The sequence below is a fragment of the Maribellus sp. CM-23 genome (genome assembly GCF_021354595.1).
Taxonomy (GTDB): Bacteria; Bacteroidota; Bacteroidia; order Bacteroidales; family Prolixibacteraceae; genus Draconibacterium.
Genome location: NZ_JADWYJ010000001.1, coordinates 148,128 through 171,812 on the forward strand (window position 1 = coordinate 148,128; position 23,685 = coordinate 171,812).

General features: G+C 45.8%; 17 protein-coding genes. 2 read left to right on the plus strand and 15 right to left on the minus strand.

The features are described 5' to 3' along the window. Window positions 1-33 precede the first annotated feature (33 nt). Entirely contained in the window at window positions 34-1,014 is a 981-nt protein-coding gene (locus INQ51_RS00620; RefSeq protein ID WP_233375958.1) for a polysaccharide deacetylase family protein, read from the plus strand. Between the two features lie 13 nt (window positions 1,015-1,027). Continuing rightward, entirely contained in the window at window positions 1,028-1,891 is an 864-nt protein-coding gene (locus tag INQ51_RS00625) for a glycerophosphodiester phosphodiesterase family protein (RefSeq protein ID WP_233375959.1), read from the plus strand. Between the two features lie 402 nt (window positions 1,892-2,293). Here INQ51_RS00625 and INQ51_RS00630 read toward each other — a convergent pair whose 3' ends face one another. From INQ51_RS00630 to INQ51_RS00700, 15 genes are all read right to left on the minus strand, one after another. Next, a complete protein-coding gene (locus tag INQ51_RS00630; protein ID WP_233375960.1) occupies window positions 2,294-2,647 on the minus strand; it encodes a DUF3088 family protein in 354 nt (117 codons plus the stop codon). A 155-nt stretch (window positions 2,648-2,802) separates the two neighbouring features. After that, window positions 2,803-4,368 carry an ADP-ribosylglycohydrolase family protein gene (locus tag INQ51_RS00635; RefSeq protein ID WP_233375961.1) on the minus strand — a complete coding sequence of 522 codons (1,566 nt, stop codon included), beginning with the start codon at window positions 4,366-4,368 and terminating at the stop codon, window positions 2,803-2,805. Between the two features lie 206 nt (window positions 4,369-4,574). Then, window positions 4,575-5,567, minus strand: coding sequence for a metallophosphoesterase family protein (locus INQ51_RS00640; protein ID WP_233375962.1), 993 nt, complete (start codon window positions 5,565-5,567; stop codon window positions 4,575-4,577). Window positions 5,568-5,687: 120 nt separating this feature from the next. Beyond that, a complete protein-coding gene (locus tag INQ51_RS00645) occupies window positions 5,688-6,809 on the minus strand; it encodes a glycan-binding surface protein (RefSeq protein ID WP_233375963.1) in 1,122 nt (373 codons plus the stop codon). A 30-nt stretch (window positions 6,810-6,839) separates the two neighbouring features. Then, complete coding sequence (locus tag INQ51_RS00650) at window positions 6,840-8,537, minus strand: RagB/SusD family nutrient uptake outer membrane protein (protein WP_233375964.1); 1,698 nt, start codon at window positions 8,535-8,537, stop codon at window positions 6,840-6,842. Between the two features lie 20 nt (window positions 8,538-8,557). Beyond that, a complete protein-coding gene (locus tag INQ51_RS00655) occupies window positions 8,558-12,031 on the minus strand; it encodes a TonB-dependent receptor (protein WP_233375965.1) in 3,474 nt (1,157 codons plus the stop codon). Between the two features lie 198 nt (window positions 12,032-12,229). Further along, window positions 12,230-13,255 (minus strand): FecR family protein, encoded by a 1,026-nt coding sequence (locus INQ51_RS00660; RefSeq protein ID WP_233375966.1) that lies wholly within the window; start codon window positions 13,253-13,255, stop codon window positions 12,230-12,232. 82 nt (window positions 13,256-13,337) lie between these two features. Further along, window positions 13,338-13,934, minus strand: coding sequence for an RNA polymerase sigma factor (locus tag INQ51_RS00665; protein WP_233375967.1), 597 nt, complete (start codon window positions 13,932-13,934; stop codon window positions 13,338-13,340). A gap of 168 nt (window positions 13,935-14,102) precedes the next feature. Further along, complete coding sequence (locus INQ51_RS00670) at window positions 14,103-15,617, minus strand: TolB family protein (protein WP_233375968.1); 1,515 nt, start codon at window positions 15,615-15,617, stop codon at window positions 14,103-14,105. After that, window positions 15,580-17,319, minus strand: coding sequence for a DUF6057 family protein (locus tag INQ51_RS00675; RefSeq protein WP_233375969.1), 1,740 nt, complete (start codon window positions 17,317-17,319; stop codon window positions 15,580-15,582). The genes INQ51_RS00670 and INQ51_RS00675 overlap by 38 nt, the downstream gene beginning before the upstream one ends. 105 nt (window positions 17,320-17,424) lie before the next feature. Further along, window positions 17,425-18,273 (minus strand): endonuclease/exonuclease/phosphatase family protein, encoded by an 849-nt coding sequence (locus INQ51_RS00680; protein ID WP_233375970.1) that lies wholly within the window; start codon window positions 18,271-18,273, stop codon window positions 17,425-17,427. Beyond that, complete coding sequence (locus INQ51_RS00685) at window positions 18,263-19,105, minus strand: sugar phosphate isomerase/epimerase family protein (RefSeq protein ID WP_233375971.1); 843 nt, start codon at window positions 19,103-19,105, stop codon at window positions 18,263-18,265. Before INQ51_RS00685 ends, INQ51_RS00680 begins: the two co-directional genes overlap by 11 nt. Window positions 19,106-19,194: 89 nt before the next feature. Next, window positions 19,195-20,694, minus strand: a complete 1,500-nt coding sequence (locus INQ51_RS00690) for a Gfo/Idh/MocA family protein (protein ID WP_233375972.1) — start codon at window positions 20,692-20,694, stop codon at window positions 19,195-19,197. A gap of 52 nt (window positions 20,695-20,746) precedes the next feature. Further along, window positions 20,747-22,009 carry a DUF1080 domain-containing protein gene (locus tag INQ51_RS00695; RefSeq protein WP_233375973.1) on the minus strand — a complete coding sequence of 421 codons (1,263 nt, stop codon included), beginning with the start codon at window positions 22,007-22,009 and terminating at the stop codon, window positions 20,747-20,749. A 48-nt stretch (window positions 22,010-22,057) separates the two neighbouring features. Next, window positions 22,058-23,674 (minus strand): RagB/SusD family nutrient uptake outer membrane protein, encoded by a 1,617-nt coding sequence (locus INQ51_RS00700; RefSeq protein WP_233375974.1) that lies wholly within the window; start codon window positions 23,672-23,674, stop codon window positions 22,058-22,060. Between the last annotated feature and the right edge of the window lie 11 nt (window positions 23,675-23,685).

Here is a 23,685-nt window from a genome sequence, read left to right on the forward strand (position 1 = left end):
AATTCTAAATCAATGGAAATGAAAAGATTTCAGATGAACAAAAGAAATACACAAACGATTTTCGTGCTTGGGCTTCTGCTCATTTCTCTTTTTTGTGTGACAACAACAAGTGCACAGGAAAAAACTACCAATGCAGAAAAACTGGGTTTCCCAAAAGGCAAGAAAGTGCTGCTGCTCCATTGCGACGATGCGGGGATGTGTGAAGAAGCCAACATTGCGGTTCAGGCGTATGTGCTGAAAGGCGACATTACTTCTGCCGCCGTAATGATGCCCTGCCCTGATGCAGAAGAAATGGTAGAGTGGGCCAAAACACACCCGCAAGCCGATATTGGCGTTCACCTGACCTTGACATCGGAATGGAAAACTTACCGCTGGGGGCCACTCACCCAAGCCGAAAAAGTTCCGGGTCTGATCGATCCCCAGGGAAAAATGTGGCCCGAAGTGCGGGACGTGGTTACACATGCTTCGCCCAACGAAGTGGAAATCGAAATCCGCGCACAAATCGACAAAATGATTGAACTCGGTCACCGTCCTTCGCACATCGATACGCACATGGGAACTTTGTACGGTTCGGCCGAATATGTGCGCGTTTTTATGAAAATTGCAGAAGAATATGGTATCCCGGCCAACGCAATTGATTTGTCGGATCCGGAAGTGGTGGCTTATTATAAAAAGGCAGGCTACCCGATTACCGATGACGTAATAGACATCCTCAAAGAATACCGTTTACCCAAGCTCGATAACTTCTCAAGTGTGCCTTCAGGAAAAACGTACGAAGAGAAGCGCGACAACTTTTTCAAGCTGGTGCAATCGCTGAAACCGGGACTTACCGAAATCATTTTTCATCCGTCGATTGTTACCGACAACATGAAAACCATTACCAATTCGTGGCAGCAGCGTGGCTGGGAAGCCGAGATGTTTTCAGACCCCGTTGTAAAACAATTTTTTGCCGATAACAACATCGAACTCACCAACTGGACCGGAATCATGAAACGGTTTAAGCAGCAAAAATAAGTAACACAGACACATGAATAAAAAGTCGTTTTTTCAATCCTTTACGATTCTCTTCGCCCTTCTTCTTTTGGTTTCGTGCCGGGAAGAGCGCGCCATCGACCGGATTCTGGAAGAGTTTCACAATGCCCAGTCTGATTACGTTATGGTAGCGGCACACCGTGCAGGCCACAACGGCTACGTCGAAAACTCCATTCCGGCAATCGAACATGCCATTAATATCGGGGTTGACATTATTGAACTGGATGTAAAAGTAACCACCGACAGTGTTGTGATTCTGAACCATGACCGGACCATCGATCGTACCACCACCGGAACGGGTGACCCCGAAAGTTATTCGTGGGCGGAGCTTCAAAAGTTCAGGCTAAAAATGCCCGACGGAACGGTAACCGATCTGCAACTGGCCACTTTTGAAGAAGCCCTGAACCGGGTTAAAGGAAAAGCAATGATCGACATCGATCTGAAAACATCGAACCTGAAACCCGTTTTTGACGTGCTGCAAAAGACCGGCACGCTGAACCAGATCATCTTTTTCGACAGCGATTTTGAGATTTTGAAAGAGGTGCAGGCGCATTTTCCGACCGCCAATGTAATGCCACGCGCACGTTCGTTCGGAATGGCGGATACGGCTTTAATGATCTTTGATGCGCCCGTGGTTCACATCGACGATTCCTTTTATACCAACGAACTAACTCTGCTCATAAAAGGAAAAAATGCTCGGATCTGGATCAATGCACTCGGCGACCAGGACCGTTTGATCAATGCAGGCGAATCCGACCAGGCTCTTGCGAACCTGCTGGACAAAGGTGCCAATATCATCCAGACCGACGAGCCCGAAAAGCTGATTCCGCTCTTGGAAGCGCGGGGACGACGAAAATAAAAGTAGCTTCAGATAAATCAGTGAGACTCTGATTTCAGGAGCGCTAGTGAACTGAAATTATGAAGTCGAACTCCTGCCCGTCCGGCAGGCGGGGATCCCGATGCACCGCCCCTTGGGGCGAATTAAGAAATATCATGCCTTTGATACCCCGTTTGCTTGCAGCGGGGTAGTTCATTTGAAATATTGAGTCAGAAAAAAAAAGACTGTCCAAAAAGTTCTTTTGTGTTAGATTGAACTTACGATTTGTAAGTAATCACAAGGATTTTCACCCCTAGATCCCCTATAGGGGACTTTAAGCCTTCCATCAGCTAACGGAGAGGCATGGACGGGTAAGATGAAAGTCGATCATAAATTGCAAGTCTCTTTTAAAATAATTTGACGCTTTATACCGCCTCTTTGTTTTTAATGAGGCACCCCGATTTTGTGCTTTTCCGACAAATAACGGGCAATCAGCTCCACTGAATTTACAAAGTAATTACCGGCATACGAATCAAAATAGCTTAGATCGTCATCAGCCGCTACCTCTTCTTTGGGAATTACCAGGTTGGGGCATCCCTGGCTGGCTTCGCCCACCAATTCAACCAGCCCTTTTCTCGGCCGCTCGAAATCAATAAAAATTACCTCCAACTCATCATACAAGCGCGGATAATAGTTCAACACGCCCAGAATTTGCGCCGAGTACGGACAATAATACAAAGTATCTTCGCCAAGGGCTTTATCGGTAAAACCGGGTTTTAATAAAAATAGCTTTGCCATGCTGCATTTCTTTTTCTGTTAGTAACTACCATTAACAACCAAAAGGCAAAAAACGTTCGCGATTCGTTTACTCTCCGGTGCACAAGCTTATTCAAAAAACAAGGCGAATAGCCTTTCGGTCTACCCGCCCTGTTACCATAAGCCTCTAACTAACCTTATTTTTCTTTATCATAAATAAGTGCTGAAGTAATTGCAACCCTGTATCCTTCGGGCACGTCGGCAGCAACCAGCTCCAACAGAACATCGCCTTCCGGAAGTTCGTAATTCCAGTAAACATCTGTTTTTCTTACAGCTACCTCAGTTGGCAGCGTTAGCACATCTATTTGTTCGCCATTCAGCAAAACATTTACTTTTAAATCTTTTTCGGGCAAGGCACCATTGGTTCGTTGCGCATAACCGGTCAAAACAACACCTGCACCTTTAAAATCAATCTGATAGTTCTTTTGTGCATGTGTGATTTGTTTTTCGGCAAGCGGCCACTGATGTTCAACACGTTCTCGCGGATATAAACCATCAAAGGATTGCTCCAAACGAACCGGCACAACTTCCTGGTAAGCAATTACCACGGAGTCATTGGTTATCTGTCCGCCTCCGCGTTCAACCATTTGCAAGGCATGCTTATACCCCAGCTGATAAACATCGTTCAGCGCCAGATCGGTATAACTGAAGTTGCGGTCTTCCACGCGGTCCAGGCCTTGTGTCCAGTAGTCCGGAATATTGCTGAATCCGATCATCGTGCCTAAAATTCCTGCGGCATTCGACGGGTTACAATCCGAATCCTGCCCGGCACGGGTACTGATGTCAATGGTTTTTCCATAATCGCCGTCGCCGTAAAGCAAACCCAACACAATGTAGGCAGCGTTTAAGCTCGCATCAATATTAAAAGCTTTGAACACACCGTCGGGGCATCCTTTTTCGAACGACCATTTGCGCTGGATTTCAAACCAGTTTCGTTTCCAGTCATCCGGGAATTCTTTGTGCCACTTGATTACATCGGCAATCAACTGGTAAAACCGGCTTTCCTTCGGTAGAGTTTTTAACGCCTCGTTAACTACAAACTGAATATCGTCGGAAATAAAAGCCTGTGTATACATACCGGCCACAAAAACGCCACCGTACCAGCCATCACCATAGTTCATGATGTGTCCGATGCGGTCGCACAACCCAGAAGAGGCATTGATCATTCCGGGTGACATCAGCCCTGCAAAATCGGACTCAATCTGAAAATCAATATCGTCAGCATGCGGGTTATTCAGGAAATGGCCCGATGCAGGCGGCATAATTCCCTGAAGAATGTTGTAACGGGCAGCCTGGTTGGCATGCCAAAGCATGTAATCAGCCGTAGCAAATGCCATTGCGTGCAGAGAGTCGGGAGCATCAATACCGTGTTCTTCAAATACTGACACAAACGTCAAATCCATATACACATCGTCGTACAAACCCGGAAACTGATCGTACCACATGGTCATTTGGTGTTCGTCCCAGGCAATTGGCACCTGGTCGTTAATCATGGATCCCAACCATTTGAACTCAGTCGGTCCGCCATATGAACAACCAATAACCTGGCCTGCCCATCCTCCTTTTATTTTGTCCTGAAGTTCAGCTTTACTTAATTTAAACGTTGAACTCTTGTTGCCTCCCGACGGAGACTCGGCTGAGGGTGAACTACAGCCAATAGCTGCCAGCAACAATCCGGCAACACCCACACGTAACATTTTCATACTATTAAGATTGTTTGTTTTCAAAGGTATAGTATGGAACTCGCATGTCCATCAACTGACGGATAACCATCTTCCATAATGTAATTATTTTACATGCTCGTTTCATTTCTTATATTTTAATGTAAATTATTCATTTACTCTCCTTTTCCAGAATCAATGTGCCTCTTTCCAACGATCCCTGTCCTACCCTTTCTGCACAACACCGATTAATATGGAAAAGTGTACTCGAACAGCTTTTCTGAACGGGTACGGATATAGGTATTAAAAGAAGTGGCTCCTTCCGTCAGCTCAATCACTCTGGCTCCGCGATCCAGGATCTCGGTATACGCCGGAACGTAACCTGTTTTCCTCCCGTAGGCAAGAGCAACTCCAAATAAACCTCCGATATAATCATTGTTATGATCATGTCCAACAAAAACTCCTTTTACATCATTCATTTCCACAAAAGCGGATAACAAACCTGTATTTATCGTGGGAGCATGAACTTTTTCGGTATTGTTTCCCAAAGTACCTTCCTGCTCGCGCACCACCGCATATTCAGGCAGTGGGATGTGAAAAAACGCCAACGCCGGAATTACACGTTTGTTTTTTTCGGTAAACTCCCGACTTGTTCTACGGTACCAGTCAATCTGGTCGTGTTTCACCCATCCGTAGCCACTTACTTTTCCGTGATCAGAATATGCTTTCGAGTCAAACAGATAAACCACCATTTCATCCTGGTCTCCGTTGGACGAAAGAATGGGCAAAGAACAATTTCCCTGCCCTGAAACTTCCTTGATCTGGTTGCTTGTTACACTCATCGGATTTTTGCTCAAATGCTCCAGAATCGTACTGGTTTTCAGATCCGTTTCGGTATCATGGTTTCCAAAATTAACCGCAAAGGGTACCCGTAATTCAGTCATTGGTTGGGTTACGCGGTCCCAGCCGGCTACCGCAGGTGAAGATACCACCACATCGCCTGTAAAGACAACCAGATCAGGTTTTTCTTCTTCAATCAAAAGCCGCATCAATTCGATGGTACTATCGTTCTGGGCTTTGTGCTTATCTGAATGCACATAATGCAGGTCGGTAAACTGAATGATCTTGAATTTCTTATCCTTAAACTTCAGGCCTGGTCCGGCCGATACGCTCAAACCAATGCATGTAAAAAGAACAACAGCAGTTAATAATTTTCCTTTTCCAACGAACTTGTTTAACATTCTCATAGTTATTTTTCAAAATTTCAAGGAGTGAAACACTTTACCGCAGGCCTGCCATAAACTGCATTTGTGTGGTAAAGCCTTTCACTCCAAAAGTTTATATTCAATCGCTTTTAATTTCTATTCTTTCAGTGTAACCCTGAAATTGTCCCAACCCATCTTCAGCGGTTCACCCGCAGGCGATTCAATCCGGATATTAAAGGAGCCAATGTAGTCCTTGTTCCCGGCAAAATCAACCGGAATTACCCTTTCCAGAGGGAAACGAACGGTTTGCCACACACCTAAGCTTTGCACCACCAAGTCGGCCGGTGTTATCTTAGCCGGAGCATGATTCCAGTAATTATAAAGATAAAAGTGAGTATTCATAATCGGCAGGATCATATTCAGCTCAAATTTTACTTCATACTTATCCGGATTGTCTTTCATATCAGCTGTGTATGGGAACGCAGCGCCTATCAGGTACGACCAGCCACTACCTTCGCTTCCAACCGTAAGCAGAGAATAGTTACCATCTACCGGTTCCGGATCTTCCCAGCCCCCAACGTAAGCGATGCCACTTGTTCCCTTGTAGGGCACATCATCAAAATTGGTTACCAGATTCTGACGGTCGCGGTAATAGCCCGGACAAACAGCCCTGGCATTGTATTTTTTATTGACCAGTTCAATTTTGATATTTTCGTTGGCATCAGCAGGAACAGCTACAGTTAAAAAGTTGCTGCCCACCTGGATTACCGGTTGCTCTTTTCCTTCAAAAACAACAACGGTGTTTGACGAGTCCACTTCGTACAGATTGAAAAACTCTCCGTAAATCTTCATCGTGTCGCCCGGAGCTGTATACTCGTTGAACATTCCGGTTAATTTGATGGCCGGAATATTTACCGTAAAGTCGAAATCGAAAGAACCACCTTCTGTGGTCACTTTCACTTTATTTGTGATTTCAGATGGCATGGCAATCGGTACCTGAAGGTACAACACATCCTCTTCGTAATACACCTCTTCAATCGCTACCAAAACATCGTTAAAGGAAATTTCGGTTGCTTTCTCAATGTTCTTTCCCTGGATAGCGATCCAGTCGCCCATCTCTCCGGAGGCAATTACCGAATCGAGGGCATAAAGCGATGTTATTTTTGAAAATACAGGCGCTTCGGGCACCAGTTCATCCTCCTGACAAGCTAAAACCAGCAGCACACAACACCCGATAACAAGGCCTTTGAAATATATGGTTGTCAATAATTTATTCATAATTCGTGTTTTTATAGTGAAATGAATGGCTTACCACCCCGGGTTATTTGTTTCGATAAACGGGTTGGTGTTGATCTCATTGGCCGGAAGTGGAAGCAGCAAGTGCCTTTTTTGTCTTCTTTTAATGACATCTTTCTCATCCACATCAATGGCATTCATGGTTTGCAGGTAAATTCCCCAGCGTAACAAATCAAACTTACGGATCCCTTCTGCAGCAAACTCTTTCACGCGTTCTTCCAAAATATACGAGCGGAATGACTCCTGGGTCCAGGCCCGGGTTTCCCCGATTTCCCCAGCCAGGGTACTGTTGTTCCTGAAATTCAGTTTTTCCACCTGGGTAATTGCTTCAGGAGTTGGTCCACCGTTTACTTCGTTGGCCGCTTCGGCATACAACAAAATTACTTCGGCATAGCGCAGGAACGGGAAGTTGAAATCGGTCCGCTGTCCATCCAGCGGCACTGTTACCTGGTAAAATTTCTTCAGCTTCGATCCGTACAAATGTGCACTGTAATAGAGGATGTCCGACGGATCGTATCCATCCAAGCCTAAACGCACTTTTGCGCTATCCTTGGCCGGGTAATACGAATAAATCAGTTTCCCTGCAGAATTTGTCGATACCGGCACCCGGTGAACAACTCCCCATTTCACCCGGCCGTCGTTTTCTTCGAAGAGCTGATACCAATGATCGCGCTGCACATAGTAGCCCGACGACATCACGCCTGTTTCTTTAAAATAACCCGAATAGTCGGTTGCCACATAGTTGCTGGTTTCGGTGCTTCCCGGTGTTGTTTGAAGCGTAAAAATGAATTCGCCCCGGTTCCGGCTTGCCACCGACCACAACTCCTCCTGCGAAGGATAAAGCATAAAATCGTTGGATTGAATAACTTCCATGGCCTTGTCCATCGCCAGTTTGTAATACTCTGCAGAGTTGAAACCTTCGTAGCCAGCAACCTGTGTTTTCTGGAACGTAAGTTTTTGCGGAACAGGAATAAACTGTTTCGCTCCGTTTTCATTGTAAAAATGACCGGGGCCGCCCATTACCGAAATATTCCCTGAAGCCATTGACGCCGAGCCAATGGTTGCATATACCTTTGCCAGCAAAGCTTTTGCAGCTCCCCGCGAAACATGACCGATTTTGTATTCGGGATCCTGTGTTGAGTACATGGCTTCTTCAGCAAACTTGAGTTCTTCAATAATGTGCTCGTACACTTCTTTGATGGGCGAACGTGGCTTGTAAAGGTCGGCACCTTCAGCAATCGATTCTTTGTACAAACACAAGTCACCAAAAAACTGAACCAGGTTGAAATAACTCCATGCTTTTAGAAAAGCCAATTCGCCCATGGCATTTGCTTTCACATGTTCAGGAATACTCATTTTGGCAATCAGCGATTTGTGGTAGTTCGCCCGGTGAATGGTAATGTAGTAGTAGTTGTAAAAGTTGATCACCGATCCGTGCTCGTAAAAGTTTCCGGCACCAAGCGTACCAAAAGCCCAGGCCGGCCCACTTTGATAGTCGCAATCGAAGTTAACCACGGTATGGTAATTTCCCCATTCAAAACCGTAATTCAGCGAGTTGAATGCCCCCGTCACCAGTTGATCGTAATTGTTGTTATTAACCAGGTCTTCACCTGCGATAAAAGTATAGGTCTTTTCTTCCAGCAAATCAGCACATGAAGCCAGAAAAAGCCCAATTACAAGGGTTGCCAGATATTTTATATGTCGATTCATAATGTCAAGGTTTTAATGGGTTAAAATTCCATTTTAAAGCCAAAAGTTATTGTCCGTGCACTCGGGTACGAAGCCATATCAACTCCCCTTCTCGAAACATCGCCTCCGAAAGTATTGACATCGGGGTCGTACCAGCGGTATTTGGTAATGGTGAAAAGGTTGTTCACACTTGCGTTTAGTTGCAACGACTGAATCCAGGGAGCCGGATTACGGAAGAGATAACTAAAGTTCAGGTTTTTCAGACGCAGGTAAGAACCGTCTTCCACGTATCTGTCAGAGGCTTTCATGCTTCGCGTAAACGTTCCGTCGGGGCGTGGAGCTGTTGCACCTTCCCGGTTTTCAGGAGTCCAACGGTTATCGTAAATAAAGTGCGGCATATTACTAAAGCCCGACAAACTGTAGCGTTTTATGTTAACGTTCAGGATATCGTTTCCATAAGTTCCCTGCAAAAAGAAGCTCATTGTAAAGTCTTTCCAGGTAACCGTATTGGTAAGTCCGTACAGAATTTTTGGATTGGTATTTCCAATAATCTCCTTATCCCGGTCATCCACTATTTTATCGTTGTTGGTATCCATGTATTTCACCTGGCCAATCATGCTTCGAATGCGGGAATCTGTTTCGTCCTTAAACTGAGGATCGGCGCGCACTTCGGCTTCACTGTCGTAAAAGCCGTCTTCCCTGTAGCCATAAATCAAACCAATTGGCTCGCCGTTTCTCCGCAGGAACATACTCTCCATTCCCCAGGCAACATCAGAGAACTGATCGGCTTCCAGGCCATCCACTTTGTTTTTGTTAAACGAAGCATTGGCATCCACTTTCCAGCTGAAATCCCGTTGCGAAAAGATGTACACGCTTCCGGCCAGTTCCAAACCTTTGTTTTCCACCTCGCCATAGTTCGACGCCAGTGTTGAAAACCCTGTACTTGCCGGGATAAAGCGGTTCTGAAGCAAATCCACTGTTTTTTTATGATACAGGTCAACATTCAGGTTTACGCGTTTATTAAGCATGGTAATATCCAAACCAAGGTTGCTTTGCGTGGTTGTTTCCCATTTCAGATTTGGGTTGGCAGGACCTCCCCAGCGCGATTCGGCATAACCACTGGCCAGACGGCCGTCGTACGGATAGTTCAGTGCCACCATCCGTGAGCGGGTAGCGTAGGCGCTAATCCCCTGGTTTCCGGTTTGTCCGTAACTGGCGCGAAGTTTCAGGTCATCAAAAATCCCCAGGCTTTTGATAAAATTTTCGTCGGATAAACGCCATGCAAAAGCCACTGAAGAAAAATCGGACCAGCGGTTTTCCTCCGAGAAACGACTCGAACCATCACGACGGTAAGACACAGTAAACAGGTACCTGTCTAACAAGGAGTAGTTTACCCTGCCGAGGTAAGACATCAATGAACTTTCTCCGCGGGTACTGGTGTTGGTTTCCTGGTGAAGCGCTGCTCCCATGTCGTTTTCCTCTGTCAAATCATTCGGGAATCCGGTCGCACTCATTGTTTTACCACCCCAGTTCACGTTTTCATAAGTCCAGGCAAGCACAGCATCAATCCGGTGATTCTCGTTCAACTCTTTGTTGAATTTCAGAATCGATTCCAGGGTTGTGCTTTCATAAAAGTTATCAGCCTGTCGTCCGTAACCGTTTTTAGGTGCCAAACCCTCGGCCACCCAACGGTTGTAGTATTCGTTTCGGGTATTTTTGTTGTTTCCGTAACCCAGGTTTTGTCTAAATTTCAGAAAGTCAGTAAACGTAATTTCAGCAAAAGCCGAGTTAAAAATATTAAGCGCTCCCACTATGTTTTTAGCGGTACGGGTATACAAATAAGGGTTCGCCAGCCCGGACGAAGTATCTTCGGTATAGCCAGAGTCGCGATCCGGATCAAAAACCGGACGGGTTGGATTGAACGAAATGGACGACGGAATTACCCCGTAGTTTTCGCTGTTGGTCCGCGCCAAACGGTTGGTCGATTTCGTAATGCTCAGGTTATTTCCAACCTCGATCCATTTTGAGATCTTTTTGGTGATATTGGAACGAACCGTATAACGTTTGTAGAAAGAGTTTACAATCACCCCTTCCTGATCCAGCATACCGGCAGAAAACAGGTAATGTCCTTTTTCATTTCCTTCCGAGAAACTCAGGTTGTATTCCTGGGTAGCCGCAGTTTGAAAAATCTGATCCTGCCAGTTGGTACCGCCACCTTCATACCCATTCCGGAAATCATTCGGCCCCGGGTAGTAAGTGCTGTCAACAATCATTTCCAGACCGGTTTCCGGGTCGGTTTCTTTGCTGTACGACCAACGCCCGTTTACCGGGAACGGCAAGAAGTCGTCACCAACATATTCTTTGCCATCATAGGTATAACCATTGATTACCTGCTCATTCCGGTATTCGGCGTAAGTAGCAGCATCCAACACATCAATTTTACTGATCACATTGGATACGCCAAAATTTGAACTGAAAGTAACTTTTGCTTTCGCCACTCCCTGCCCTTTGGTAGTAATAATAACAACTCCGTTGGCCGCACGGGAACCATAAATAGCTGTTGCCGAAGCATCTTTTAATACTTCGATCGATTGAATATCGTTGGGGTTGATCAGGCTTAGCGGGTTGTTTCGCTGCTTGTCGCCAAAAGTTCCCGGTGCGGGTGCTTCTCCTGCCTCAAATGGAACCCCGTCAACAATGTACAACGGTTCGTTACTGGTAGTAAAAGAGTTGGCACCACGAATTAAAATATTTATTCCGGCCCCGGGAGCACCGTCAGCCTGCTGCACCTGAACACCTGCCAGCCGGCCCTGAAGTGCCTGGTTGATTCCCTGTGGGTTGGTTTGCATCAAGTCTTCGCTTTTTAGGGAAGAAACCGAACCGGTTAAGTCGCGTTTGCTTACCGAACCGTAACCAATAACTACCACTTCGTCCACTCCAATGGCCATATCCTTTAGAACCACATGCAGTTCTTTTTTTCCTTTTACTGCAACTTCCAGCGTTTCCATTCCTATAAATGAAAAAACCAAAACGGCATCCGCCGGAATATTATTCAGTCGGAACTGCCCTGTTTCATTGGTTACCGTTCCATTGGTGGTTCCGGCCACAACGACCGTAACCCCCGGAAGTGGAGCTCCATGAGCATCAACAACTTTCCCCTTCACTTCCCCTGAAGACTGGTCAGCCAAGCTCCCATTCTTTCCTAAAGAATCGTCTTTAAACAGAAAAATCTGACGGTCGTTAATGGAGTAGGCCACTCCGGTTCCCCGCAAAATTGCCTTCAATACTTCATCAACCTTCTTTTCTTTTACTTTTATGTTGACAGTTTGCTCTACATCAACCATGTCTTTGTTGTAAAGAAAAAAGAATTCCGACCTCTTTTCAATCTCGTCAATCACCTCCTCCAGCGTGGCTTTGTTCATATCCAGCGAGAGCTTTGCCTGCTGCGAATACGAGCTTACAGCAAAAGCCTGGGAGATTGAGACAATCACAAGAATAATAGTGAATCGCATCATTTTAATCAGTTCTATCAAACCATGGCACAACCATGACCTGAGATTGTGTTTTTTTTTCATAAATTTGTTCATTGGTGGATTTAATTCCTAGCATAATTAATTCTACATCAAGACAGGGCTGGTACGGGAATACCGCCCTGTTGTCATTTTGGATTTACTTCATTGGCAATCTGTTTGTTTTTTGTTGATTTATAACTTTTATTCTTTTAACCATATCTCAACCCGTTCACGGTCAAACGTTCCGTCCAACCGGCTCGTTCTTTTGTGAACCTCGTACCGGATGGGTGCTACCGAGGCCAACATCGAACATATTTTCTCCAGGCTTTCATCCTGAAATGTTGCTCTGAAGATCAAGGCTTTTAGCTCGTCTCCATGCAAAATAATTTCTGAATTGTATTTCCGCTCCAGTCGTCTGGCCAGTTCAGCCATCGGAACATTCCGAAAAATCAGCAGCCCGTCTTTCCAACTGGTATAAGCTTTCGAGTCGATGGCTCTTTTCTCCATCTTCCGGGTTTCCTTGCAGTAGATCAGTTGTTCATCGGGCTGTAGGGCAAGCTCTTCGTTGGTGGCCTGGCAAGAAACTTTCACTCGCCCCTGTTCCAGAATTACTTCGGCGATGTCTTCGTTTTCATAAGCCACCACATTGAACCGGGTTCCCAATACATCCACATCCAGAAACGGTGTTTTCACCCGAAACTTTTTCCGTTTGTTATGGACCACGTCAAACCAAACTTCTCCCGACACTTCCACTTCCCTCTTTTTAAAATCAAGCGGATACTTTACCACCGCACCGCCGTTCAACCATCCCTCCGTTCCATCGGGTAAATGAAACTTGGTTCGGGCACCGATCGGAGAATGAATTTCAGCCCAGCTGTCGGTATGTCCGTAGAATTTAATTCCAAAATAAGCCAAGGTGGCTCCAAACAGCAAAGCCGGCAACAGAAGCCATACTGCCACTCTCGCAAACCGTAACTGAAATCTGTTCCGGCCACGATCTGCTGACGGTTCTTCTTTTCCAATCTGCCGGTGCAACTGATCCAGCAAGAACTCCAGCTCCTCCTCCGACATTCCTTCTCCTCCTGCTTTATCCCAATCCTTTTTCAGCATTTGCTTTAATTCGTCGTCCAGCGACTCATTTTTAAAATAGGAAGCCACTGACAGGTAATCGTTAAATGAAAACCGCCCCGTCTTAAACCGTGCTATTTTATCCTGTTTAGTATTCATTCTTGTACGTTATATCCTTTAACTTGATTTTTCCACTACCGGGAAATTGAAAAAAATGAAATATTTTTTTTTGAGTCTTCCGCTACTCGTTGTCAGGCAAGAAAAACATCCAAAAAAGAAGCTCTGAAATGTTATTGCGCCTTAGCTCTTCCCTGAGTTGTTTCATTGCCGCAGCCAAATGATTTTCAACGGTATTGGGCGAAATACCAAATTCTTCGGCGATCTGTTTTACCGGCCAGCCTTCGTATTTTCGCTTCAGGAAGATTTGTTGACGACGTTCAGGAAATTGCAGAATTATTTGTTCAACCTTTTCCAGCAAAGACCGGAAATCCACCACCCGGTCCAGGTTGTTTTCCTGTTTTAGCAGGGAATAAATCAGTTCGTCCCGTGCATGGTTATCACGCAGTTTTCGGAGAAAGTATTTTTTGACCCGGCTGTATGCAATGGTAAAAAGATAGGCATTGAAAGAACATTCCGGTTTCAGATTTTCGCGAGATTCCCAAATGTACAGGAACACGTCCTGCACAATTTCCCGCGACTCTTCTTCGGATTTCAGGTAGCTCATGGAGAATTTGTACAGTCGTTGAGAATACTTTCTGAACAAGTGATCAAACGACTTTACATCTCCCGATTTTAAGCTTTTTACGGCGTTATAATCAATCGAAATTACTGGCTTCACGTCCTTCATTTTAGTGCGATCCGACCCAACAAACAAGCAACCGAAGTTGCCCGATGGAAATGACAGAAAATTGAGTTTGCTTCTCTTTTGCCAGTTTTAGTAAGTTTAGTCTCATTTGTTTAGTTATTAGCTTATTGATATGGTTGAGTTTATGTTAGTTGGTTGAAATCACCGGAAAAGCGCCGGTGTAGCCTCTTTATCCCGGATCGGCTCAAAACTCCGCGGATCCAGCTGCACTTTTGATTTCACCAGCTCCGGAACATTGAATGCTTTGGTAAACTTCTGACTAAAAAGCGGATCCTTAAAGGGGAGCAAAAATGGCTTGTGAAATTTCCCGACTTTGTCAAAAAAGGCGATGTACGAACGTGTGTAAAGCCCGTCCTGACGGCGACTGCTAAAAACCATCCAGCGTCCGGTTGAAGACCAGGAATGATAACTGTCGGCCTGCGCACTATTTAACTCCGGACGGCTGATTTCTTTGGTTGCCAGATCCAAAAGTATCAAGTCACTTTCGCAGTGCCAGATCGAGAAGTTTCCATAATCCGATTGGCAATAAACCAGGTAACCTCCATCCGGCGACACGCGCGGAAAAGAAATGCTCTTCCCACTATCGGCAGCATTCACCATAAGCTCCGGCTGCCCAAACTGCCTGCTTTCCGGATCAAAAGCCACCCGGTACAAATCGTAGCGGATTTCATCGTATTGATCGGGGGGCAACGCTTTTGCGGCGCAATAAAACAAAGTCTTTCCATCCGGTGCCCAGGTAGGGAAGGTTTCCAAAAGTTCTTTGGTAGCAAGCTGTTTTGGCTGACTGATTGCCTGCTTTCGGGTATCGTACAAAACCAGGTCTGACAAGGTATCCAACACTTCCACTTGCTTCTCGGGCAGCGCATGAAAGCTTTGTACAATGTTATTGACCGAGAATGCCACAAAATCACCACCCGGATGCCAGGCCGGATAAACTGCAGACGACAGTGTCTTTGCCGTCTTGGTCTCCACTTTCGAGAGTTCCTGTTCCTGCCAAAATACAGTTCCTGCTCCCGATCCGCCACGCATGTGAAAAAGCATATTGTCCGGATCATTCATCCGAAAAGAATGGCAATTAACACAGCCACCATGGTTTACCTCGTTGGTAATAATGGGGCTTTCTTCAAAATTTTCGAGGCAGCGCTGGTAAATCCCCATGCTTTTCCAGGTTTCAAATCCCGGTTCAATCAGGCGGTAAACCAGGTACGAATCAATCCGGTCCGCAACCACCCGGTTTTCAAACTGCTGAAAACGCGCCCAGCGTCCCTCTTTCCGGGCCAGAATTTCAACGGAATATTTGCCTCCTGTACTTTTTGCAGCAAGCTGCTTCCACTGCTTCATATCCAATTCAATTTTTCCTGAATTGGAATGAATGGAAAACAGCAATTCCTTTTCAACAAAAAAGCAAGCTATAAATTCGTCATAATCTTCTTGTATCTGAAAGTTTAACGGAGCAATATTTTCAGGAATGGTCACCTCCGCATAGTCGGGGAATAGTTGCGGAATACGGTCAATCCGAACATCTGCTTTTGGCAACTGTTGCTGGCAGGCACTAAAGAGTAAAATCATCAACCCCCAAACTACCTCAAATAAAATGTATCTTTCACCCTTTCCCATTTCAATAAAAATAAAAGTAATACCAAAATGTAGTGCCAAAGGCAGCTTCTAACTGATAGGCAGCCTGGCTACCCCTATTCCTGCTTAAAGCCTGTGCAAACTCCTCGAACCGATGAAAAACAGCAGGTTCCACCTGAATTTCATCCAGTGATTTTCCGCTCAGATTTTGATACAAGAGTACGGCTTCGGCAAGCGAACCACTAAGTTGCCCGGGAAAGCGATCCGGGTTATTCAACACAAGTTCTGTCAGTTTCTCCAACTTCTTGTCGAGCAACAAACTGGCCGTATAATAATCAAAAGCAGCGTCGTTCTCCGGGCAATTTTGCAACAGCTCATCCGCCTTCAAATCAAAGCCACGAATATCGGATGTAAAATCCGAGTGCACCTGAAAAGGATAGTTGACCGTTTTAAACTCGGGAGCCGATGCAGCCTGCTCCATTTGCTCACGAAACCGGGAAGCGCAATCCTTGTAGAAAAGGGTTTCTTCCAACAGCGATACGTATTTTTCGGCCAACACCAAGTGTCCGTTTGCCAGACTGGTTTGGGCCATTCGCTTTACTGCCCGCGGGTTCAGCCCATGCGATACGGATGATTCAAAAGCCCAGCGAAATGCCTCGTTGTAGTAATGAAGCTGATAAAACACTTCTCCTCCCACAAGAGAGGCCAGCCGGTTTCGCTCCCAACGCAGGCGAAGGCCTTTGCTCCCAATTTGCGGATATTCAAAAAGCTGCTCCGTCAAAAGCCCTTGTTTGGCTAGTGCGAGATTGGAGTAATATATAACCAGCTGATTGACTCCCGGGTAGCTTTTGCCCAGCTCAAGCACCTTTTCCCATTGCTCGTGCTGTACGTAGTAATCCATTTTCAGAATCAACTCCTGCTTTTTGTTTAATCCGTAATGATCAACACCCCAAAAGCCAACGCTCAACAGAACAACTGTCAATCCAATCGTTTTGAAATTCCAGCCCGACCAGGCTTTACGTATTTGAAGAGGAAAAAGCCAGGCCACAATCAACAAAGCCGGCAAATAAAGTAAGTTCACAAGCCCCCAGCGATAAAGCGATTGATCTATCTGAATAAAAGGATAGCCCAGAAACACATCGAAAGGCAAGAGAAAAACGCCCCAATAGCCTACTGCCAACCAAGCAAAGCCAAGCAAACAGTAACCCAAAGGGAGCAATATATCGGACAATTTCCGGACCTCGTTCAATGTAACTAACAGACATAAGATCAGGAAGACAAACGCATAAGCGCCAGCCAACCAAAACAGTAATGGCCAGCCGAAGGCAAACCCTGCCAAACGCCACCATTTGTTCTCCACCTCTAAATAAAGGCGAAAGCCAAGCAAAACCACAATGAAGTGAAATGAATAAACCGGCGAGTAATGCAGGTTGGTTTGAAGCATCAATATCCCGAGTACCGGCAAAAAGGACCAAAATAAACCATGAACATTCAGCTTTTTCAGATTGCTTCGGATCAGAATAAACAACAGAACTCCGACTGCGGTAAGTAAAAAAGCGCCAAGCCGGGGATAATAAAAAAACTGCACCAAAAAAGAACCGGCATATTCAAGCGGTTTTCCCGGGCGCCCCAGAAAACCAGCCAGGTAGTCGACACTAAAAGAAAAAAGCTGGGTTTGTTCAAAATGCCATAAGAGATAGGGCGTACTGCCCCCGAGAAATAAGCCGTAAAGCGCAAAGAAAATGCCGGCGACAAGTAAAAGCAGACGCCTTTCAGAAAACAATTTTCCAAATACACGGAGTTTCGTTCTATTTTTGAACCCTGTATCCATAATGGTCCTCCAACCAAAAGGAAAAATAAGTTTTACTCTGCCTTAAAAACGAACCAACTAGTTCTTTTTCAAAATTGCTTCGAGAGGCAGATGATCTGAAGCATACGTTTCATTTACAGTCTGATAATCCAGCATTTTAAATTGACCACTTGCCTGTTCGTTCAACAGGATGTAGTCCAGTGTACGATCCGGATTATCAGCAGGAAAAGTCAACGGACAATTTTCGCAGCCGAAAATAAGAGATTCTTTTAACTTACTCATCACCGGATTGTCCGGTTTCATATTAAGATCGGCACCAATTACCAACGGATATTGTTGATAAGCCTCTATTACATCGATCATGGTTTTTACCTGGAGCAAGCGGTCATCATCTGACAGATGATCAAGATGAGCAGAGCCAAAAGCCATCAGGCTACCGTCAGGCAACTGCACTTTTACCAAGGCCAATGCCCTGATTTCAGATTTGATGCTGTCGCGAACAGGCAGGCGATATCCCTGAGCCTCCACAATCGGGAAGCGTGAAAGCACAGCCACACCATAGTCGCCCCCCGAACGGTCGACTGCCTTGGCAAAGAAATAGTTCATCCCCGTCATTTTCGCCAATTCTTTCGCCTGATGAACGGTTTTCCCCGAGCGTTCGGTAAATACATCCACTTCCTGCAGGGCCACCAAGTCGGGTTTTATGCGATTAATTGCCTCTCCGATAGCGGGTAAATCAATCAGATCCCAACCTCCCGAAGGAGGATGAGCAATCCGGATATTGTAGCTCAATACCCGGATTGCATCTTGTTTTGTATTTTGCGGGCACAGGGGTTCAGTGGCTTTTGCAAACAGCCCGGCGCATAAAGCCAGAGCAAGCAGCAAGCACCTCATCCTCCCCCAACTTACCTCTTTTCTAAAGCCCATCAACTACCTGGTTAAAGTAAGCGATGTTTTGCTTGATATCAGGCACTGAGTTATCCCAGTTGTATTCGTACTCGATCGAGAAAAGGCCTTTGAATCCCTGGCGGTCCAGTTCTTTTAACATCCCTTCCACATCACACACACCACGTCCCCAAATTACATCGTGTTGTTCAGCTTCGCCCTCTTCTTTTTCTTTCACATCTTTAAAGTGAAGCGATTTCAAACGGCTCCCGTATTGTTTCAGGCCTTCCACCGGATCAACACCCATGCGTTTCCAGTGACCAACATCGGCACACGCGCCAATGCGATCGCTCAAGCCTTCAACAGCCTCCAGGAACATCTCGGGTTTCCAGTAATTCGATGGTTTCGGGTGGTTGTGAATCGCCACATCAACCTTGTATTTGTTGGCCAGTTCGTCCACATACTTCAGGTGTTTGTATTCCGGCTCGCAGGTAATAATTTCAATTCCCATTGCATTGGCAAACTGGAACAATTGCTCCCACTCGGCTTCATCTTTACAGATTACCACTCCGCTGGCCATCAGTTTTACGCCTTTCGACTTGGCATAAGCCAATACCTGCTTTTGTTTGGCTTTATCCATCCGGAAGTCCATCACTCCTTCCATGTCGCCACCCAATGTTTGTCCGTAGTAAATTTCGGCGTATCCCAGCCCCAGTTCAGCCACCTTGTCAATGGCTTCCTGAAAAGTAAAACGATGAAAACTATAGGTTTGAACACCCAGCTTCCAATCTTTCTTTTTTGATTTTTCTGCTCCCATACTGCTTATTCCGCACAGTAAAAACAGTACCAGCATCAGGCTGGCATATTTTTTCATTTGGTTCATATTCTGATTCTTATTGTTGGTTAAATAAAACAAGGAGCAGGCGATTACTCCTGCCCCTTTTGGTTAAACTAAACTATCTGCTATTTGGGCATTGCAGGCAGTGACCAACCATCGCGGTACGTATGGTTAACCCATTCCTTTGCCAGCTCTTTGGCGTTGAATTCTGCAAACTGACGATCAAAACGAGGATCGCCGTCCACCACTTCAAACTTATCAACCGATACAATGCTTACCTTGTCAGAATCAGAGATATTGGTGAACTCCATGTTTTCACCGTCCCAGTGAAGCGTACGGTTCAGCGATTGAAGACGCACGGCCAGAACTCCCATCACCACCATTTCGTTAAACGGTCCTGAGTAAGCAAAATTGGCCGATCCTTCTACGCGGCTTTCGGCAGGCTCTTTACAAGCACGGATCCAGTCGCGTTCGTGCGCACCTTTCCATGGTCCTTCTTCCGAACCCGGAATACGTGGGATAATCGGAGCAGGCTCTTTGAAGTCTTCCATTTTTTCGTAAGGCAACAGTGTGGGTTGCATACCGTAGTAACTGGTCATGATTTTGCCTTTGGTTCCGACAAACAACAAACCGCCGCCACTGTCTTTACCCAAAATCTCGCCATCCGGAAGTTCGATCGGGCGCTCAGGAAGGAAACCGCCGTCGTACCAGGTTACTTTTACCTCAGGCATACCTACATCGGGCATGTTTTTGCGGGCCGGGAAAGTATACGTTACTTTTTCAGCATGAGGAGCACTTTCTGTATTTACCAAAGTGGAAGAAGCTTCCACCTTCGACGGGTATTTCAGGTTCAGTGCCCAGTACACCGGATCCAGCACGTGGCAAGCCATATCGCCCAATGCTCCTGTTCCATAATCCCACCAGCCACGCCAGTTCCAAGGTGTGTAAACCGAATGGTAAGGACGGAATTTAGCAGGCCCGATAAACAGGTCCCAATCCAGCGTTTTCGGCACATCCATCGATCCTTCCGGCTTTTGAAGACCTTGTGGCCAGATCGGACGGTCGGTCCAGGCATGAACTTCGGTTACTTCGCCAATGGCGCCCGACCAGATCCATTCGCAAACACGACGGATGTCGTCGCCTGAATTTCCCTGGTTACCCATTTGTGTGGCAACACCATATTTTTCAGCCAGTTTTGTCAACAAGCGTGATTCGTATACCGAGTGAGTCAGGGGTTTTTGTGTGTAAACGTGTTTCCCTAAAGTCATGGCGTGTGCGGTTACTCCGGCATGGGTATGGTCCGGAGTTGCCACCAGTACGGCATCAATCGATTTGCCGAACTTATCCAGCATCTCGCGCCAGTCTTTGAACTTTTTGGCCTTCGGATAATCATCGAAGGTTTTTGCTGCATAACGCCAGTCAACATCACACAAAGCAACAATGTTTTCGCCGCTCATGTTACGAAGGTTGTTACGTCCCATGCCGCCTACACCTACACCGGCGATATTCAGTTTATCACTGGGCGAAACGTGCCCGAATTTCTTCCCGAATACAGTGCCGGGAACAATGGTAATACCTGCCGCAGCTACTGCCGAACGGCTGATAAACGTTCTTCTGTTTACCATACTTTAATTTTATTGGTTTATAATGTTATTTCTTTAGTTGGTTTATAAAATCCTACAAACGCTTTACTTTCAGGTTTTTCCATAATACCCGAATACCGCCTCCATCATGAATTTGAAGAGCAATGCGCCCCTGACCTTTGCCGATTTTCTCATCGCTAAGCTGAACCATCTCGTGGCCATTTAACCAGGTTTGTACATCGTTGCCAACAACTTTTATTCTGAGTGTATTCCATTCACCTGTAAGCAGGAAATCTTCTTTTTCTTCCGGAATCTGAATCAGCCAACCACGACCGTAGGATTCGTAAATGCCGCCGGTTCCATGTCCGTGAGGAGCTACTTCTACCTGCCAGCCATTTACTTTTGCAACCGGCTCAACAAACGAGCGAATAAAAACTCCTGAGTTGCCATTGGCTTCCTGTTTGAACTCTACGGATAAATCAAAATCATCGAAATAGCTTGTAGTTGCCAGGTAACCGTATCCTTTTTCAGGGCCGTTTTCGCAAACCAGCAGGCCGTCTTCAACAAACCATTTTTCGTTACCGTATGCTTCCCAGCCTTTAAGGTCTATTCCGTTAAACAAGTCAACGGTTTCTGTTTTTTTAGGCAGTTCTTTGATTTTTATGTTGCGGAACCAGGCCGGGTAACCATGGTCTTGCAAACAAAGAACACCTTTGCGGGCCAAACCGTATTCGGGCATATTTTCCCACTTTCCGCTGTTACGGCGTGTGAACCAATCGTCGCCCCACGCTTCAAATTCAATGGTTTTCTCGCCGTTCATCCAGTACTCAACATGTCCGTTGTCAAATACTATTTTTGAGGTATTCCACTCACCGGCAGGATTAATGTGAAGTTTTGATTTTTCGGGTAGATACATTGCATAGTCAGCACCGCATTTTTGCCATTCTTCCAATGGGTGTTCAAACCCTTCGTTGTCAATCAACTGGTACTCAGGCCCGGTAACATAAGGCACGTTGAACTTCGGGTTTTCCACTACGTGGTAAAGCATACCGCTGTTTCCTCCGGGAGAAATTTTCCAGTCCCAGGTTAAAACAAAGTTTTCATACTGCTTGTCGGTAACAATGTAGCCACTTTCGTCGCTCCCATGTCCTTCGGCTTTAATCTGGCCTTCTTCCACTACCCAGGGGCCTGTCAGGCCTTCCCCGTTGTAATCACGCCAGCCATTTAGTGTTTCTCCGTCAAACAGAAGGGTCCAGCCTTCGGCCTGCTCCTGCTCTGTTAATTGGTTCTGCGGCGCCTGGCATCCAAATAAGCCCAGTACCGCAGCGCATGCAAATAATCTACTTTTTAGAGTCATGTATTAAAGTATTAAAAGGCTACTGGCCTTTCGACCAGTAGCTCAAGTTTAGTTATATCCAGGGTTCTGAGTAATTGAACCTCCTGTTCTGTCAATTTCAGTTTGAGGAATTGGATACGGCCAGGTTTGATCATCTACTTTTGACCCTTTTCCATTCGCATAGGGCAATTTCGAGAAAGCGTTCATAGTGCTTACAAAATCGTCCCAACGAATCAGGTCATAATAGCGCAAGCCTTCCATTCCCAACTCAACCCGCCTTTCATGTTTAATGGCTGCCGACAGGTCATCGGTTGCCTTCACCGCATAGTTTGCTTCAAACTCCGCTTCTGTTACTTCCGGAATAACAATCTGGCGTTTGTGCGCCCAACTATCCACTCTCGAAGTAGTTACAAAAGCCCTCTTCCGAACCATGTTGATATAGTCTGCCACATCCTGCTTGTCACCTCCTGTTTCGAGTAAAGACTCAGCATACATCAGCAACACATCGGAATAACGAATCAAGTAGAAAGTCCAGTCAACCTGCCAGAAACCGCCGTCCGGTCTGCGTTGATGCGGAACATAAGCTTTGCGGCTGTGGTAACCCGTGTTGTTATCGTATCCGGTGTAATTATGCACTTCAATCGTTCCATCATTTTTCATGAATTCATCCTGGTCCTGAATAACTGTATGAATCAAACGGGCATCCCCCACTTCGTATTCATCCACCAAATCCGGCGTTGGGCAGTCGCCTCCCCAGCCTCCAAGGTTATTACGGCCTGTGTTCATTTGTGGAATCACACTTGAGCCGGTGTACCCCGGACGGTATTCCCGCAAAATGGTAAACACGCTTTCTTTCGAAAAGAACCCGTTACCATAGCTGTTGAACAGTTCCTGGTAATCAGACTGCAATTCAAAAGTACCGGTTTCAATCACTTTCCACGAAGCATCTTTGGCGTCGGCATAATCACCAAAAAACAGGTGAACGCGCGCTTTAAATGCATTGGCAATGTCCCTGGTTATGCGTCCAAATTCCGCTTCGGGCAGCGATGCCGAAGTAGGCATATTTGGCTCATCAATACAGGCTTTAACATCGTTCAGAATCTGCGTTTTAATTTCATCGACCGAAGCCTTTGTCAGTGTTGATTTTTCTTCAGGAGAAAGCGTTTTGGTAATCAACGGCACGCCTCCAAAAACAGTCACCAAATCGTAGTAATAAAAACCACGCAAAAATTTGATTTCAGCAATGTAACGGGCTTTTTCTGCGTCGCTTACATAGGTTCCTCCCTTGTGAATCAGCGGAGTTTCCATCGTAATGTTTTCCAACGCCGTGTTACATGTCCCTATCGCATTGAACCGGTGAGACCACAAGCTATTTAACATCGCATTGGTTGGCAATGGCTTGCCAATTCCAACTTCTGTTTTACGAATACCATCACCTGCATCCGATCCGCCTTTGTTCGAATCGTCGGTAATAATATTGCCCACATCGTACCACATCACCTGGTAGTCCCAATGGTTTAACATGGGTGTGTAGCAACCAATCACGGATTTAATACCGGCATCTTCGGTTTTGTAAAAAACATCTTCAGAAAACGAACCTTTGGGGGGATTGTCCAAAAAAGATTCGGAGCATCCTGTTACAATAAGAAGGATTATTATAATTGATAAATTGAATTTACTTTTCATAATTAATACGT